Raw genomic sequence first — 14344 nt, 5'->3', positions numbered from 1 at the left:
CGAATCACCGGTGTCGATTCCGGGGAGAAGGGGTACGAACCATGCGCGTTCCACACCTGACCGCCGCGCTGACCGTCGCGGCGGTCACTCTGTCCCTGTCCGCCTGCCATTCCACCACGCAACCACGCACCCAGGCAGGCCGCGCCCATCCCGCCGCCGCCCCGGCCGAGGCCCGCGAACGCATGGGCAACGCCCCCACCCGGCCACCATGCCGCGACGCCCGGCGGACCCTCGACCCCCGGGCCCGTACCGAAGACGGCACCCGCCTGGTGGACACCAGGGGAGGAGAAGCCGGGAGTCAGCGCCGCCGCGTTGCGCTGTCGGTGATCGAAGGTGGCTGGTAGCCGCCGTCGGCGCCGTTCAGGTTCACGCCGGGCGGGACGATCTCGTCGATGCGGTCGAGGACGTCCCGGGTCAGGGTGACCTTGGTGGCGCCCAGCTGGGATTCCAGGTGTTCCAGGGTGCGCGGGCCGATGATGGCCGACGTGATCGCGGGATGGTTGAGCACGAAGGCCAACGCCAAGTGGATCAGCGACACCCCGGCCTCGGCGGCCAGCTGGGTGAGCTGGTCCACGGCGGCCAGCTTCGGGGCGTTCTCGGGACGGGTGTGGTCGTAACGCGCGGGGAAACGTTCGGCTCGGGCGGACAACGGCGCGGTGTGGCCCGGGCGATACCGGCCCGACAGGTAACCGCCGGCCAGCGGGCTCCACGGCAGCACCGCCAGGTGGTACCGCTGGGCGACCGGCAGCACCTCCCGTTCGATGCCCCGGGCCAGGATGGAGTACGGCGGCTGCTCGCTGACCACTCGCTCCCGGTTGCGGCGTTCGGCGATCCACTGGCCCTCGACGATGGCGGACGGCTCGAACGTCGAGGTGCCCAGGTAGCGGACCTTTCCGCTGTGCACCAGGTCGCTGAGCGCGCCCAGGGTCTCGTCGAAGTCGGTGTCCGGCGAGGGGCGGTGGATCTGGTAGAGGTCGATCCAGTCGGTGCCCAGCCGGCGCAGGCTGTTCTCGACCTCGGTGATGATCCAGCGGCGCGAGTTCCCCCTCGTGTTGCGGCCCTCGCCGATCTGGCCGTGCACCTTCGTGGCCAGGAAGACGTCGTCGCGCCGGCCCTTCAGCGCCTTGCCGACGATCTCCTCGCTCTCGCCCTGCGAATAGACGTCGGCCGTGTCGATGGCGTTGACGCCCTCGTCCAGGGCCCGGTGGATGATCCGGATCCCGTCCTCGTGGTCGGCGTTGGCGCGGGCGCCGAAGTTCATCGCGCCCAGGGTCAGGGTGCTGATCTGGACGCCGGTGCGTCCGAACGGGCGGTAGTCGACCACAGGTCAGGCTCCTTCGAGGATCACGGCGGGGCGGGCGAGTCCATAGTGCTCGCGCAGGGTGTTTCCGGAGTACTCGGTGCGGAACAGGCCGCGGCTCTGCAGGATCGGCACCACGTGGTCGACGAAGGCGGTCAGCCCGGACGGGAGCACCGGCGCCATGATGTTGAAGCCGTCGGCGGCGCCGTTCTCGAACCAGTGCTGCAAGGCGTCGGCCACCTGTTCCGGCGTACCCGCGAAGGTCCGGTGCCCCCGGCCGCCGCCCAGCCGGCCGATCAGCTGGCGCACGGTGAGCTGCTCGCGCCGGGCCAGCTCGACGATCAGCGTGTAGCGGCTCTTCGCGCCCTCGATCTCGTCCTCGGCCGGCAGGTCCGCGGGCAGCTGGCGGTCCAGCTGGAGGTCGGCCGGCGACACCCGCAACGTGTCGGCGAGCTGCCTGAGCGCGTACTCCGGTTTGATCAGGCGGTCCAGCTCCTCCTCCAGGGCCAGCGCCTCCCGCTCGGTGGCGCCGATCGCGGGCACGATGCCGGGCAGGATCTTGATGTGGTCGGGGTCGCGGCCGGCCGCCAGGGCCTGCCGCTTCAGGTCGCCGTAAAACGCCTGCGCCTCCTCCAGGGTCTGCTGGGCGGTGAACACCGCGTCGGCGTACTTCGCAGCCAGTTCCTTGCCGTCGGCCGACGAACCCGCCTGCACCAGCAGCGGATGGCCCTGCGGCGAGCGCGGCACGTTCAGCGCGCCGGCCACCTTGAAGAAGCGGCCCACGTGCCCGGCCGGGTGGATCTTGGAATCGTCGCCCCAGCGGCCGTTCGCCTTGTCGCCGAGCGGGGCGTCGTCCGCCCAGCTGTCCCAGAGCTTGCGGGCCACGTCGATGAACTCGGCGGCCCGCTCGTAGCGGTCCCGATGGCTGGGCAGCTCGTCCAGGTTGAAGTTGCGGGCCGCGTCCAGGCCGGCCGTCGTCACCACGTTCCAGCCGGCCCGGCCGCCGCTGATGTGGTCGAGCGAGGCGAACCGGCGGGCCAGGTTGAAGGGTTCGTTGTACGTGGTCGACGCGGTCGCGATCAGCCCGATGTGCCGGGTGACGCCGGCCAGCGCGGTGAGCAGCACGGTCGGTTCGAGGCCGCCCGCCGGACGGCGCCCGATGCTGTTCCAGAGCACCGGGCTGTCGGCCAGGAACAGCGAGTCGAGCCGTCCGCGTTCGGCCGTCCGGGCCAGCTCCTGGTAGTGCCGCACGTCGATGTGCGCGAACGGGTCGCTCTCCGGCAGCCGCCACGCCGCCTCGTGGTGACCGACGGTCATCAGGAACGCGTTGAGGTGCAGTTGCCTGGTCATGATGCGACTCCCAGCGCCTTGAGCAGCAGTTCACGGGTTTCTTGAAAGGCCGGGTCGCGGTGGGTGCGTGGTTCCGGCAGGTGCGGGCGTACGTCCACCGCGATCCGCCCGTTGTCGAGCACCACGATCCGGTCGGCGAGCTGGACCGCCTCGTCCACGTCGTGGGTCACCAGCAGCACCGCGGGCCGGTGCCGTTTGCACAGGTCGCGCAGCAGGTCGTGCATGCGGATCCGGGTGAGCGCGTCGAGCGCGCCGAACGGCTCGTCGGCCAGCAGCAGCTGCGGGTCACCGACCAGGGAGCGGGCCAGCGCGACGCGTTGCTGCTCGCCGCCGGACAGCTGGTTGGGCCACGCCCGGTCCCGGCCCTCGAGGCCCACCTCGGCGAGCGCGCGCAGGCCACGGTTCCGGGCGTCGGCGGCCCGAAGACCCAAGATCACATTCGGGAGTACGCGACGCCAGGGCAGCAGCCGGGAGTCCTGGAAGACGACCGAGACGCGTTCCGGGATCACCAGGTCGCCGTCGCCGGCCACGTCGTGGTCGAGCCCGGCCAGCGCCCGCAGCAGGGTGCTCTTGCCCGAACCGCTGCGCCCGAGCAGCGCCACGAACTCGCCGGACGCGATCTCCAGGTCGACGCCGTCGAGCACGAGGTGGGTACCGAACCGGCGGGTGAGGCTCCGGATCCGGACGCCCTCGCCGGTCAGCTGGTCAGCGTGCGGCGCCATGACAGCACCCTCCGTTCGACTCGGCGGATGAACAGGTCGGAGGAGTAGCCGAAGATGCCGTAGACCACCAGGCCGACCACGATCACGTCGGTCTGCGCGTACAGCTGGGCCTGGGACATCATGTAGCCGACGCCGCTCAGCGCGTTGATCTGTTCGACCGTGATCAGGATCAGCCAGGACGCGGTGACCGACAGGCGCAGGCCGACGAAGAAGCCGGGCAGCGCACCGGGGAACACCACGTGCCGCAGGAACTCCCAGCGGCGGTAGCCCTGTACCTCGGCGAGTTCGACGTAGCGGTGTTCGATGCCGGTCAGCCCGGCGAACACCTGGATGTACATGTTGACCGCGACCGCGATGGCGATCAGCACGATCTTGAAGGTCTCGTTGATGCCGAGCCAGAGGATCAGCAGCGGGATCAGGCCGATGGTCGGGATGGCCCGCTTGATCTGCACCGGGCCGTCGATGAACGCCTCGCCGAGCCGGCTCACCCCGGCCGCGATGGCCAGTGCGGTGCCGATGACGCCGCCGATCACGAAGCCGATCAGCGCCCGCTCCAGCGAGGCCAGCACGTTGCGCTGCAGGTCACCGGTGGCGATCAGGTCGCCGGCCGTGCTCACCACGGTCCACGGCGCGGACAGCATCCGGGGGTCCAGCAGGCCGGTGGCCGAGGCGGCCGACCAGAGGGCGATGATCAGGACGGGACCGATGGCCCGCCCGTACGGGATGTGCTTTCCCGGGCCGAGCCGGCGGCGGGACCGCGGCGCCGGCGGGGCGAGGGTGCGCGGCCGCAGCGCCGCGGGAAGCGTGTTGATGGCCATCGGTCACTCCCGGTACGCGGCCGGCACGGACTCGGACGCGATGTTCTCGAAGCGGCGGTCGAACAGGTCCTCGGCCTTGATCGGCTTGATGAAGCCGCCCTCGACCAGCAGGTCGGCGGATTCCTGCTGCCAGGCCACCGCCTTGTCCCAGCTCGCCGGGAAGATCGGCTGGTCCTCGGCGTCGACGATCCGCTTGCCGTCGGCGGCACTCACGTTCTGGTCCTGCACGTAGTACGCGTCGATCCACTTCTCCTGGTTCTCGTGCTGCCAGACCTTGGACTTCGCCCAGAACGGGATGAACGAGCGGATGGCCGCGACCTTGGCGGCGTCGGCCAGCACCTCGCCGGGCGCCCACAGGATCGTGAGGTAGTCGACCGCGGTCATCGGGATCCCGATCGCGCCGTCCTTGGCGTACTCGGTCAGGTATTTGGTCAGGCTCGGCTCGCCGAGCGGTGCGATGTCGATCTGCTTGCTCTGCAGCGCCACCAGGAACTTGGTGCTGGGCAGCGCGACCAGTTGCACGTCGCTCGGCTTGAGGCCCTGTTCCTTGAGGGTCCGCAGCACGACCAGCCCCTGCGCCTGCCCCTGGGAGAAGCCGATCTTCTTGCCCCGCAGATCCGTGATGGCCCGCACGGGCGTCCCGGGCGCCGTCGCGTACGTGTAAATGGGTTTCTGCTTGGTCTGGACTGCGACGATCTTGGCCGGGACGTCGATGGCCTGGGCCTGGATCGGCGGAATGCCGGCGTTGGACGCGAGGTCGACCGAGCGGGCGCGGAACGCCTGGATGACGTCGGGGCCGGCCGAGATGTTCGGCCAGTCGCGCACCTTGAACGGCAGTTTGCCCAGCTCACCGGACGTTTTCAGGGAGACGTGGGTGAGGTGGATGGAGATCACGAGTTCGGTGTCGGGCGAGACCGTGGTGGGCAGCGGTGCCGCGGCGGCGAGCCCGGCGCCGGCGGCATCGTTGCCACACGCGGCGGTCAGGCCGAGTGCGGTGACGCCGAGTAACCCGGAGAGCAGGGTGCGGCGATTGACGGGCACTGATGTCATGGACTAAAGCTATAACGCCTACCGGCTTAATAGGCGTTGACATCTGTTACGATCCAGTGTGGACCTCAATTGACCAGCGAATATCCGGCCACGCGCTCGTACCACGGATTGGGACCAAGGTGGCTGCGGATCAGCTCGACGGTGCTCACCGGCCATTCCGGACCGGCGTACGCGGCCAGGTCGGCGCGGTCCGCCTCGACCTCGGCCCGGTCGATCCGGTCACCCGGCCGCGCGATCGTCAGGTGCGGCTTGAACGGCCGGTCGTCGAACGGCAGCCGCTCCCGCTTGAGCTCGCGCCGCACCGAGCGGGACAGCCGGACCAGTCCGTCCCGGTCGCCGTCCACCCCCACCCACAGGATGGTGAACCGGCCCCGCCCGAAGCGCCCGCCGCCGGCCAGCCGCAGCGTGGGAGGCGGGCCTGCGGCGGCCCGCTCGAGGGCGGTGACGGCCCGGGGCGCCTTCTCGTCGGGCACGTCGCCGAGGAACGCGAGCGTCACGTGCCAGGTCTCGCGCCGCGCCGGCCGGGTGTTCACGCCGCGCTCGCCGGCCCGCATCACGTGCAGGCCGGCGAGTCGCGCGGCGAGGTCGTCGCACGCCTCGGCCGGTGGGTAGGCGGCGACGAACAGTCTCATGCCCCCATTCTGCCCGGGTCAGTCGCCCCAGATGATCGCGTCGCCGACCGGGCGCTCGGTGCTGCCGGCCGGCTGGTTGACCAGGGTGCCGCGGACCGCCATCGCGGTGGAGCCGCCGCCGTCCAGGTTGACCGCCTCGTGCAGGCCGAGCGCGCGGGCCACCGCCGCGGTCTCGTCCAGGGTGGTGCCGACGCTGGTGGTGCGCCGGCCGTCGATGGTGGCCAGCACGATCCGCCCGTCCCCGGTGGTGCCGGCGATGGTGCGCGGGTTGCGGCCGAAGAAGGCGTCGTCGCCCGGCGGCACCACGATCGCGCCGCCGGCCATCAGCGTGTAGCGGCCGTTCACCCCGTACAGGCCGGCCCGGAGCGGGAACCGCTCGCCGTTGCGGTCGGTCAGCGCCGAGGTGAGCGTGAGGCAGCCGGTGGCCATCGCCACCAGGGTGGCCGTCCCGGCCCCGGTGGCCTGCAGGGAGATCTGTCCGGCCGCGAGGGTGGTCCCTCTGGTTTTGGCGGTACGCACGACACAGCCGCGCCGGTCCAGCACCACCTCGGCACCGTGGCCGGCCGGGGTCCGGTCCGCGAACTCGGGCGTGATCCGGGCGACCTGACCCGGGTCGGGGCAGGTGGCCTGGTCGGCGACCCCGGTGCAGCCGCCCGGCACCAGCGGCGGCTCGTTGATCGTGGTGACCGGCAGCGTGGTGCCGGTGGCCGGCTGCCGCACGTCGCCGCTCCAGCCGAGCCGTCCGACCGTCACCCGGTTGGTGGCCGCGTCGATCAGCAGGTGGACCTCGCCGGTCTCGTCGGTGGGCTCGCTGAGCAGCTGCCCGCCGAACAGGCCCAGCCCGACCGGGGTGCCCTGGTGCACCGCGCGGGCGGAGAAGGTGAAGAACGAGGCGTTCACTCCGGCCAGCGCGCCGGCGTCGCGGACCAGCGCGCTCACCGTCTCGGTGCCGCCCAGGTCCGGCCCGTACGTGGCCCGCAGCCGCCCCCGGGCGGCGCGGGGGTCGATGGTGAGCACCGCGATCCGCCACGGTCCCCGGGTCGTCGTGTTGATCTGATCGGCGGGCGAGGGCGCGGTCCCCCGCACGATCCGGGTGAGGGTGACGCCGCGCGCCAGGGTCTCGGTGCTCCGCGACTCCGCCAGCCCGGCGTCGCCGAGTGGCAGGTCCGGGTTGTCGGCCGGCGCCAGCGAGCTGACGAGCAGGACGGCCACGACCAGCTGATTGAACATGACCGATACGCTCGGTGGCCCGGGAAACGCCCGGCCCGCGCCCGGTCGACGCCGCAGCCAACTCTGGGTGACTTACCGCCCATCCGGCACATCACCGCAACGACCAGGATAAATCCCCGCCGCGCACCGCTGAATCGCCGGCGAACGCTCAGGCGTCGTACTCGTCCGGTAGCCGCATTCCCGGCCCGCCCACCTGGAGCCCGAGCGGCTCGGCCCGCCCTTTGGGCTCCTCCCAGACCTCCTGCCGGCCCAGAGCGGTGAGATCCAGGTACGGGTAGGCGTTGTGGAACTCCTCAATTCCGCGGCCGTACGTGGAATAGGTGTGAAAAACCTCGTCGCCGACCCGGAGGAACGCGCTGATCCCCGGCAGCTCCGACCCGTTCATGTCCGGCGTCCACGGCCCGCCGGTCCAGGGCGTCCCGTTGGCGGTCAGCTCCTCAGCAGTCCGGAATTGCAGAAGTATTGGAGCCACCCGGTCATCAAGCGTCGCGTGGAAGTCATAGTTGAAATCGCTCCGGTACGACGAATACCAGGGAAACTGCCACCCCATCCGCTCCCGGTAGGCCGCGATCTTCGGATAGGGCGCGCGCGAGACCGCCACCAGCGAGGTGTTCCGAGCCCGCAGCTGCCGCAGGTTCCCGATCCCGTCCGCCGCCGAGGAACAGCTGGGGCAGGCGTTGTCCCAGTCCGGCCCGAACATAAAATGGTGCACGACGAGCTGCTCCCGCCCGTCAAAGAGGTCGAGCAGACTCCGGCCACCGTCCACCCCGTCAAAAACGTACGGCTTATCAATCCGCACCATGGGCAACCGCCGCCGCGCGGCATTGACCCGGTCCCGCGCCCGGGTGACTTCTTTCTCCTGAAGCAACAGCTCCTTACGAGCCCGAAGCCATTCCTCCCGACCGACAATTTCCGGCAATCCAGCCATCTCCATCTCCATCGCCAATCTATCGATTTACGCCGCCCGGCCCACCTCTGCCCGCCGGCCCGCACCCGCCACCACCTGCCACCCGCCGCGCCCGCACCCGCCGCACCTGTTACCCGCCGCGCCCGCCACACCTGCTACCCGCCGCGCCCGCACCCGCCGGCCCTCCGCCCAATGGCCCTCGCCAACCGGGCCCAGCGAAGCCCTACCCAGCGACCCCTCACCAGCGACCCCTCACCCACCGAGCCCTCGCTTAGCGACCTCAGCCCCGGGGCCCGAGCCTCCCCTCACCCGAAATATCACTCTTTTTCGGGCGGAGGAGTGCGCAGACGAGATCGGGGCGGGGCCCTCAAGGTAGGGCTCGGCGGTTACTTCAGGCGATCTTGGAGGGCGGCGAGTGGGCCGTCCCAGTCGCGGGCCATGGCCGCCAGGAACTGTTGGGCGACCTTCATCGGGGCCGAGTCGAGGCGGTAGCGGATGCGGCGCCGTTCGCCCGGTTCGGCTACCACCAGGCCCGCATCGACCAGCAGGCCGAGGTGCTTGGCGATGGCCTGCCTCGTGATCGGCAGCTGGGTGGCCAGGTCGGTGGCGGTGGCCGGCCCCCCGGCCACGAGGGCGGCCAGGATGCTCCGCCGGCTCGGGTCGGCCAGGGCCGCGAAGACCTCCTGGGCCACGGCTTCCAGATCAGGCTGCTTGTCCATCGAGGTACGCGACCAGTTCACCCAACTCGTTCGTCCAGCCCTCGGTGTTGCCCGCGAAGGCCTTCTTGTGCTCCCCGGTGTCCGGCAGTTGCGCGAACCCGGTCTCGACCATGGTCAGCGTAGTGCCGCCACCCGACGGCTCCAGCGTGAACTCCACATAGGTCCGGCGCGGGTCGTCCGCCGGCAGCCCGTAGATCGACCACGTGTACCCGAACACCCGGGGCGGCTCGACCCGCTCGATGGTCAGCGTCGCGGTGTCCCCGCTGTCCCAGGTGAGCTTCGCCGTCCCACCGACCCGCAGGTCAACCTCGGCCTTGTGCCCGAACCACGTCCCCAGCCCTTCCGCCGTGGTCAACGCCGCCCACACCTTCTCCGGCGAGTGCCCCAACTCCAGAGTCCGCTCGATCCGATCGGGAAATGCCATGTCCGCCTCCTATATAGCAACCACTCAGTTGCAACAAACACTATAGCAACCACTCGGTTGCGTCAACCCGTCCAGCCGGGGCCATCGCAGCACGCACCGCCGGCCCCGAGGCGAGGCATCGACTCGCAGCGTTGTCGATTTAGAGCTCACCCAGCGCACCAAAACGGAAAGATCAAGCGGTACGCCGCCCGCAGCCCTCGAACTCGTCGAGTTCCTGTTCGAGCGAACAGCAACTCCACTAGATCGCGCCGCCCGCCGCACCGCCCCGCCCCGCCACACCGCACCGCACCGCACCGCCACACCGCACCGCCACACCGCACCGCACCGCCACACCGCCCGCCCCGCCACACCGCCATGCCACGCCGCACCGCCGCACCGCCGCACCGCCGCACCGCCGCACCGCCGCACCGCCGCACCGCCGCACCGCCATGCCACGCCGCACCGCCGCACCGCCGCACCGCCGCTCGCCAGATTGCCGCGGAACGCCGCCGCATGAAAGGTTTCAACCCACGCGGGCGCTCATGGAGATGAGGTTGGGAGACGAGCCGGACCGGGTACGGCGGCGGGGCCGGTGGCCGGCAACGGCAACCAGTCGCTGGCCCGTCCGGGCATTGAGGGATGGTGACCGGGGCGAATCAGGCAACGAGAGAAGACCGCGCAACGAGGGCACGCCGGGCCACGACAGGCGGCGACCAGGGGCGGCAACCAGAGGCAGCAACCAGAGGCAGCAACCAGAGGCAGCAACCAGGGGCAGCTGCCGGGGCAGCGCCGCCGCGGCCGCAGGCGGGCAACCCCGCCAAATCCGACTTATGCGCATGTAGCGTTGGATTGGAGGGGTGGGGACCGGATGAGCCTGACCGGGGTGGGGCTTTCGGCGGCCGCGGTGGAGCGGCGGCGGCTGCGTGGGGAGACGAACGCGGCCGTTGGTGGTCATAGCCGTGGGTATGCGGAGATTTTGCGGACCAACGTCTTCTCGTTCTTCAACATTATTCTGTTTGTCATCGGTGCGGCTCTGCTGGCCATGGGGCGGTACAGCGACGCCCTGATCAGTGTCGGGCTGGGGCTGTTCAACGCGGTGCTCAGCGCGGCTCAGGAGATCCGGGCCAAGCGGAAGCTGGACGGGCTTCAGCTGCTCGAGCGGGCCTCGGTGCTGGTCGTCCGGGACGGGCGGGAAGTGGACGAGACGCCGGAGCGGGTGGTTCGCGGGGACGTCATCCACGTGCGGGCCGGTGATCAGATCGTGGTGGACGGGCCGCTGCTGGACGGGCATCTGGAAGCCGACGAGTCGCTGCTCACCGGGGAGTCCGATCCGGTCGCCAAGGACGCCGGTGACGAGCTGCGGTCGGGGTCGCTGTGCGTGGCAGGCGCGGGGCATCAACTGGCGCGGGACGTGGGGGCGCACAGCTACGCGGGGCGGCTCACCGCGGAGGCCCGGCGGGCCAGCACCGACAAGACGCCGCTGCAGCGCCGGATCGATTTTCTGGTACGCCTCGTCATGGCGCTCACGGTGCTGATGAGCGGGGCGATTCTCGCGCAGGCCGCCCTCGAGGGGTTCAGCGTGCTGCGGGTGGTGCAGACGACCGCCGTGCTGAGCGGGCTGGTCCCGTACGGCCTCTTCTTTTTGATTGCCGTCGCCTACACGGCCGGCGCGGCCACCATCGCCCGCTCGGGCGCCCTGGTGCAGCAGGTCAACGCCGTCGAATCGGTGAGCAACGTCGACGTGGTCTGCACCGACAAGACCGGCACGCTCACCACCGGCCGGCTCACCGTCGAGGAGGTCGTGCCGCTGGGCCACCCCGGGGTGGAGCGCATCCTCGGCGCCTTCGCCCGGAGTGTCAGCACGCCCAACCTGACCACGCAGGCGCTCGCGGCGGCCTTTCCGGCCGATCCGCTCCAGGTCCGCGAGGAGGTGCCGTTCGCGTCGAGCTTGCGCTGGTCGGGGGTCAGAACCGAGGGGGGTACGTGGATACTCGGCGCGCCAGACGCACTCCGAGCCGACGCCCACGAGGATGTCGTCGCCAAGCAGGCCGAGCGCGGTCTGCGCGTACTGCTGCTGGCGAAGCCCGTGCACGACGGCGCGCGACTGCGCGACGAAGCCGGACAACCCACCCTGCCGGCGCTGGAAGCCGTGGCCCTGGTCGCGCTCGCCGACGAACTGCGGCCGGCGGTCGGCGACACGATCCGGCAGCTGCGGGCCGACGGCGTGGCGATGAAGGTGCTCTCCGGCGACGACCCGCGCACGGTGGCCGCGATCGCCGCACGCGCCGGGCTGGACACCGGGGAGCCGGTGAGCGGTGCGGTCCTCGACGGCCTCGACGACGAGGAGTTGGACCGGGTCGTGCGGCGGACCACGGTGTTCGGGCGGGTGGCGCCGGAGCACAAGGAGCGGATCGTGCGGTCGCTGCGGCGGCAACGGCACTACGTCGCGATGATCGGTGACGGGGTGAACGACGCCCGCGCGCTCAAGGGCGCCCAGGTCGGGGTGGCGATGCGCAGCGGCAGCGCGGTCACCCGGGACGTGGCCGACATCGTGCTGGTGGAGGACTCGTTCGCGGCGCTGCGGCCGGCCCGGCAGGAGGGGCGGCGGATCATCAACGGGATCGGGCTGTCGCTCTACGTGTTCCTGGCCCGGGTCGCGTCGCAGGGGCTGGTGATTCTCACGGTCACCATGCTGGGGCTGGGTTTCCCGTACGCGCCCACCCAGGTCGGGCTCACGCTACTGACGGTAGGCGTACCCACCTTCTTTTTGACCTTGTGGGCCCGGCCCGCGGAACCGGACCCGAACCTGCTCGCCAACCTCGCCGGTTTTGTGGTTCCGGCGGCGGTGCTGACCGCGTCGTTCGGCACGGCTGTCTACACCGTGCTGTACGAGGCCGTAGTCTTCGGCTTCAGTTCGGGGCGGACGCCGGCCGACGTGATCCGCGAGTTCGAGGCCTACACCGGGCTGCGGTACGCCAGCGGCACCGACTTCACCACGGCGGCCGCGACGATCGGCGCGCAGACCGGGCTGTCGACGTTCTTCTGCCTGGCCTCGTTCGTGCTGATCCTGTTCCTGGCGCCGCCGAACCGGTTCTTCGCGGCGTGGACCGCGCCGACCGACGACCGCCGGCCCACGCTGCTGGTGGGCGGGCTGGTCGCCGCGTTCGGCGCGGTCCTGTTCGTACCGGCGCTCTACACCTACTTCGGACTGGCCGGACCGTCCCGGCCGGTGTTCGCGGTGGTGCTGTTCGCCCTGGTCCTGTGGTTCGCGACGCTGAGCCTCGCGTACCGCCTCCGGCTTTTGAACCGGCTCCTGGGGTTGGACGAACTCCGCGTCACTTAGATCTTGGCGCCGACGGCCTGGCCGTTGCTGGGCACCAGGAAGTTGGACGTGCGGATCGAGCCGTCCGCGTTGCGCGCCCCGGTGATCGTGCCCTGGTCGGTGCTGGCCGGCGTCCAGGTGCCGCCGATGTTCCACGAGTTGCCGCTCGCCGTCGACGAGCCGAGCGCGACCGCGGTGGCGTTGCTGATCGCGAGGTTGGCGGTCAGGCGCGACGTGGAGCCGCCGTCGACGTCAAAACCAGTCTTGACATTCTGGTACGCGGTGTTGCGGCTGAACGTGATCGTGCCGGTGTTGCCGTTGTCGGTGAACCCGTGCGCGGCGTTCGCGAACGCCATGCTGTTGGTGACGGTGTGGTTGGCCGCCGGCCCGTCGCCGCCGCTGCCGCCCATCTTGAAGCCCTGGCCGTCGCCGGAGAAGTTCGGGATGCTCCACCGGTTGTAGCCGTTGCCGTAGGCGATGCTGCCCTCGATCGTGATCGGCGAGGTGAACGCGTACGCGTCGAACCCGTCGTCGATGTTGTTCCACAGCCGGGCCCCGCGCACCACGTTGCCGCTGCCCGAACCCTCCTTGATCCCGAGGCCGTCGGCGCTCTCGCCGTTCTTGCGCGGGTCGCGGTTGTGGTAGCTGTCCAGGTTGATGATCTGGTTGTTCGCCGAGCTGTTCTGCAGCTGGAAGCCGGTCTCGTAGTTGTCGTGCGTGACCAGCCGCTCGAACGTGTTGTTGTTGCAGTTCGCGCAGTAGACGCCGTACGGCCCGTGCACGATCTCCAGGCCGCTGATCCTCCAGTAGGAGGCCTCCATGTGGATCGCCCCGCGCTGCGCCGCCGGGATCGTCGACCCCACGGCCCCCGGCGTGTAACCGAGCGCCTCACCGTCGATGACCACCCGCTCCCCCGCGGCGGCGGCCAGCGTGATCGGCGCCGACGAGGTGCCGCTCTTGGTGATCTGGATGTTCGAGGTCAGCGCGTACGTGCCACCCCGCACGGTGATCGAGTCACCGGCCGCGACGACGCTGATCGCCTTCTGAATGGTCGCGAACGGCGCCGCCTGGCTGCCCGCGTTGCTGTCGTTGCCGTTCGGCGCCACGTAGTAGCCGGCCGCGGCCAGGTTCGCCGCTTCGTCTGCCACGTCTGCCGAGGCCCCCGCCGCCATGCCGACCATTGCCCCGCCCACCAGGACCGCGGCGAGCACGACTCCACCAACTGCCTTCATCAATACCTTTTCCCATCACTTGTGGACCCCGGGCCCCGTTCTGCAGACGGGCCGCACACGAGAGGCCATCGGGAACAAGCGCAGTCGCCTCCGGCACGGGCTGGTGCCAGAGATCGCCCCAGGTTCAGCAAGTCCAGATACGGCAAGTCCCCGACCGGCGCCGACCGGCCGGGGACCACTTACCGAACCCCAGGAATGCGCTTTCCTCAGCGGAAACTACGCCGGATATGGACGGGTGTCAATGGATTCTCTCGTCCCGGTTTGCCCCACCCCGATCCCATACCCGCCACTGCCAGCCCAAACCCCCGCCCGCGACCTTCCACGGCAGACACAGCCTGACAGAACGCACAAATCCCCCAGCGCGGTCAACGCCGTCGCGAGCGCCGCCGCCGTCATCCCACCACCGTTGTTGCCATCCCGCCGACACCGCCACCGTCACCCGGCCGCCACCGCCGTTGCGCCAGCCCGGTCGAGGTTGGAGAGTTCGCGTCACGGGCGAACCCGAAATCAACTACTTCCGATTTGTCCCCACGATTCTGCGCCGAATAGGTGCCTTTCGCGCCTTTTGTCCCCGCGGTCACTCCGCATGGTGGGATGATCGGCCACCGTTCGGGACCTCGCCCGGCCTGTGGGAAGCCCGTCCCGGCATGCGGCCGCAG

At 70.5% G+C, this 14344-nt stretch carries 13 protein-coding genes; 2 read left to right on the top strand and 11 right to left on the bottom strand.

Going from position 1 to position 14344, the window contains the following annotated elements; genetic code table 11:
- Positions 1–41: 41 nt before the first annotated feature.
- Positions 42–344 carry a hypothetical protein gene (locus tag Ari01nite_RS30290; protein WP_203785631.1) on the top strand — a complete coding sequence of 101 codons (303 nt, stop codon included), beginning with the start codon at positions 42–44 and terminating at the stop codon, positions 342–344.
- Here Ari01nite_RS30290 and Ari01nite_RS30285 read toward each other — a convergent pair.
- The 10 genes from Ari01nite_RS30285 to Ari01nite_RS30240 form a co-directional block, all read right to left on the bottom strand.
- On the bottom strand, positions 299–1324 hold the full coding sequence (locus Ari01nite_RS30285) for an aldo/keto reductase (RefSeq protein ID WP_239163156.1): 1026 nt from the start codon (positions 1322–1324) through the stop codon (positions 299–301). The genes Ari01nite_RS30290 and Ari01nite_RS30285 overlap by 46 nt on opposite strands.
- Positions 1325–1327: 3 nt before the next feature.
- On the bottom strand, positions 1328–2650 hold the full coding sequence (locus Ari01nite_RS30280; protein ID WP_203785630.1) for an LLM class flavin-dependent oxidoreductase: 1323 nt from the start codon (positions 2648–2650) through the stop codon (positions 1328–1330).
- Positions 2647–3372 (bottom strand): ABC transporter ATP-binding protein, encoded by a 726-nt coding sequence (locus Ari01nite_RS30275; protein ID WP_203785629.1) that lies wholly within the window; start codon positions 3370–3372, stop codon positions 2647–2649. Before Ari01nite_RS30275 ends, Ari01nite_RS30280 begins: the two co-directional genes overlap by 4 nt.
- Positions 3348–4190, bottom strand: coding sequence for an ABC transporter permease (locus Ari01nite_RS30270; RefSeq protein WP_203785628.1), 843 nt, complete (start codon positions 4188–4190; stop codon positions 3348–3350). The genes Ari01nite_RS30275 and Ari01nite_RS30270 overlap by 25 nt, the downstream gene beginning before the upstream one ends.
- A 3-nt stretch (positions 4191–4193) precedes the next feature.
- Positions 4194–5240: an ABC transporter substrate-binding protein gene (locus tag Ari01nite_RS30265; protein ID WP_203785627.1), complete on the bottom strand. Its 1047-nt coding sequence runs from the start codon at positions 5238–5240 to the stop codon at positions 4194–4196.
- 65 nt (positions 5241–5305) lie between these two features.
- Positions 5306–5872 (bottom strand): RNA 2',3'-cyclic phosphodiesterase, encoded by a 567-nt coding sequence (gene thpR / locus Ari01nite_RS30260; RefSeq protein ID WP_203785626.1) that lies wholly within the window; start codon positions 5870–5872, stop codon positions 5306–5308.
- 18 nt (positions 5873–5890) lie between these two features.
- Complete coding sequence (locus Ari01nite_RS30255) at positions 5891–7102, bottom strand: phosphodiester glycosidase family protein (RefSeq protein WP_203785625.1); 1212 nt, start codon at positions 7100–7102, stop codon at positions 5891–5893.
- A gap of 148 nt (positions 7103–7250) precedes the next feature.
- Complete coding sequence (locus tag Ari01nite_RS30250) at positions 7251–8042, bottom strand: DUF899 domain-containing protein (RefSeq protein WP_239163155.1); 792 nt, start codon at positions 8040–8042, stop codon at positions 7251–7253.
- Between the two features lie 353 nt (positions 8043–8395).
- A complete protein-coding gene (locus Ari01nite_RS30245; protein ID WP_203785624.1) occupies positions 8396–8728 on the bottom strand; it encodes an ArsR/SmtB family transcription factor in 333 nt (110 codons plus the stop codon).
- A complete protein-coding gene (locus tag Ari01nite_RS30240) occupies positions 8712–9152 on the bottom strand; it encodes an SRPBCC domain-containing protein (protein ID WP_203785623.1) in 441 nt (146 codons plus the stop codon). Before Ari01nite_RS30240 ends, Ari01nite_RS30245 begins: the two co-directional genes overlap by 17 nt.
- Before the next feature lie 847 nt (positions 9153–9999).
- Between Ari01nite_RS30240 and Ari01nite_RS30235 the strand changes: the two genes are divergently transcribed.
- Positions 10000–12474 (top strand): HAD-IC family P-type ATPase, encoded by a 2475-nt coding sequence (locus Ari01nite_RS30235; RefSeq protein WP_239163154.1) that lies wholly within the window; start codon positions 10000–10002, stop codon positions 12472–12474.
- Here Ari01nite_RS30235 and Ari01nite_RS30230 read toward each other — a convergent pair.
- Positions 12471–13685 carry a right-handed parallel beta-helix repeat-containing protein gene (locus Ari01nite_RS30230; RefSeq protein ID WP_239163153.1) on the bottom strand — a complete coding sequence of 405 codons (1215 nt, stop codon included), beginning with the start codon at positions 13683–13685 and terminating at the stop codon, positions 12471–12473. The genes Ari01nite_RS30235 and Ari01nite_RS30230 overlap by 4 nt on opposite strands.
- Between the last annotated feature and the right edge of the window lie 659 nt (positions 13686–14344).

It is taken from the genome of Paractinoplanes rishiriensis (assembly GCF_016862375.1).
Lineage (GTDB): Bacteria > Actinomycetota > Actinomycetes > Mycobacteriales > Micromonosporaceae > Actinoplanes > Actinoplanes rishiriensis.
Note: the sequence above shows the minus strand (reverse complement) of the source record. Positions and strands in the feature narration are given on the sequence as shown.

Bases quoted from the DNA above. Each gene is read 5' to 3' on its own strand.
- Ari01nite_RS30290 (WP_203785631.1), top strand. From the start codon at position 42: ATGCGCGTTCCACACCTGACCGCCGCGCTGACCGTCGCGGCGGTCACT.
- Ari01nite_RS30270 (WP_203785628.1), bottom strand. From the start codon at position 4,190: ATGGCCATCAACACGCTTCCCGCGGCGCTGCGGCCGCGCACCCTCGCC.
- Ari01nite_RS30240 (WP_203785623.1), bottom strand. From the start codon at position 9,152: ATGGCATTTCCCGATCGGATCGAGCGGACTCTGGAGTTGGGGCACTCG.
- Ari01nite_RS30280 (WP_203785630.1), bottom strand. From the start codon at position 2,650: ATGACCAGGCAACTGCACCTCAACGCGTTCCTGATGACCGTCGGTCAC.
- Ari01nite_RS30235 (WP_239163154.1), top strand. From the start codon at position 10,000: ATGAGCCTGACCGGGGTGGGGCTTTCGGCGGCCGCGGTGGAGCGGCGG.
- Ari01nite_RS30275 (WP_203785629.1), bottom strand. From the start codon at position 3,372: ATGGCGCCGCACGCTGACCAGCTGACCGGCGAGGGCGTCCGGATCCGG.
- Ari01nite_RS30230 (WP_239163153.1), bottom strand. From the start codon at position 13,685: ATGAAGGCAGTTGGTGGAGTCGTGCTCGCCGCGGTCCTGGTGGGCGGG.
- thpR (WP_203785626.1), bottom strand. From the start codon at position 5,872: ATGAGACTGTTCGTCGCCGCCTACCCACCGGCCGAGGCGTGCGACGAC.
- Ari01nite_RS30250 (WP_239163155.1), bottom strand. From the start codon at position 8,042: ATGGAGATGGAGATGGCTGGATTGCCGGAAATTGTCGGTCGGGAGGAA.
- Ari01nite_RS30245 (WP_203785624.1), bottom strand. From the start codon at position 8,728: ATGGACAAGCAGCCTGATCTGGAAGCCGTGGCCCAGGAGGTCTTCGCG.
- Ari01nite_RS30265 (WP_203785627.1), bottom strand. From the start codon at position 5,240: ATGACATCAGTGCCCGTCAATCGCCGCACCCTGCTCTCCGGGTTACTC.
- Ari01nite_RS30255 (WP_203785625.1), bottom strand. From the start codon at position 7,102: ATGTTCAATCAGCTGGTCGTGGCCGTCCTGCTCGTCAGCTCGCTGGCG.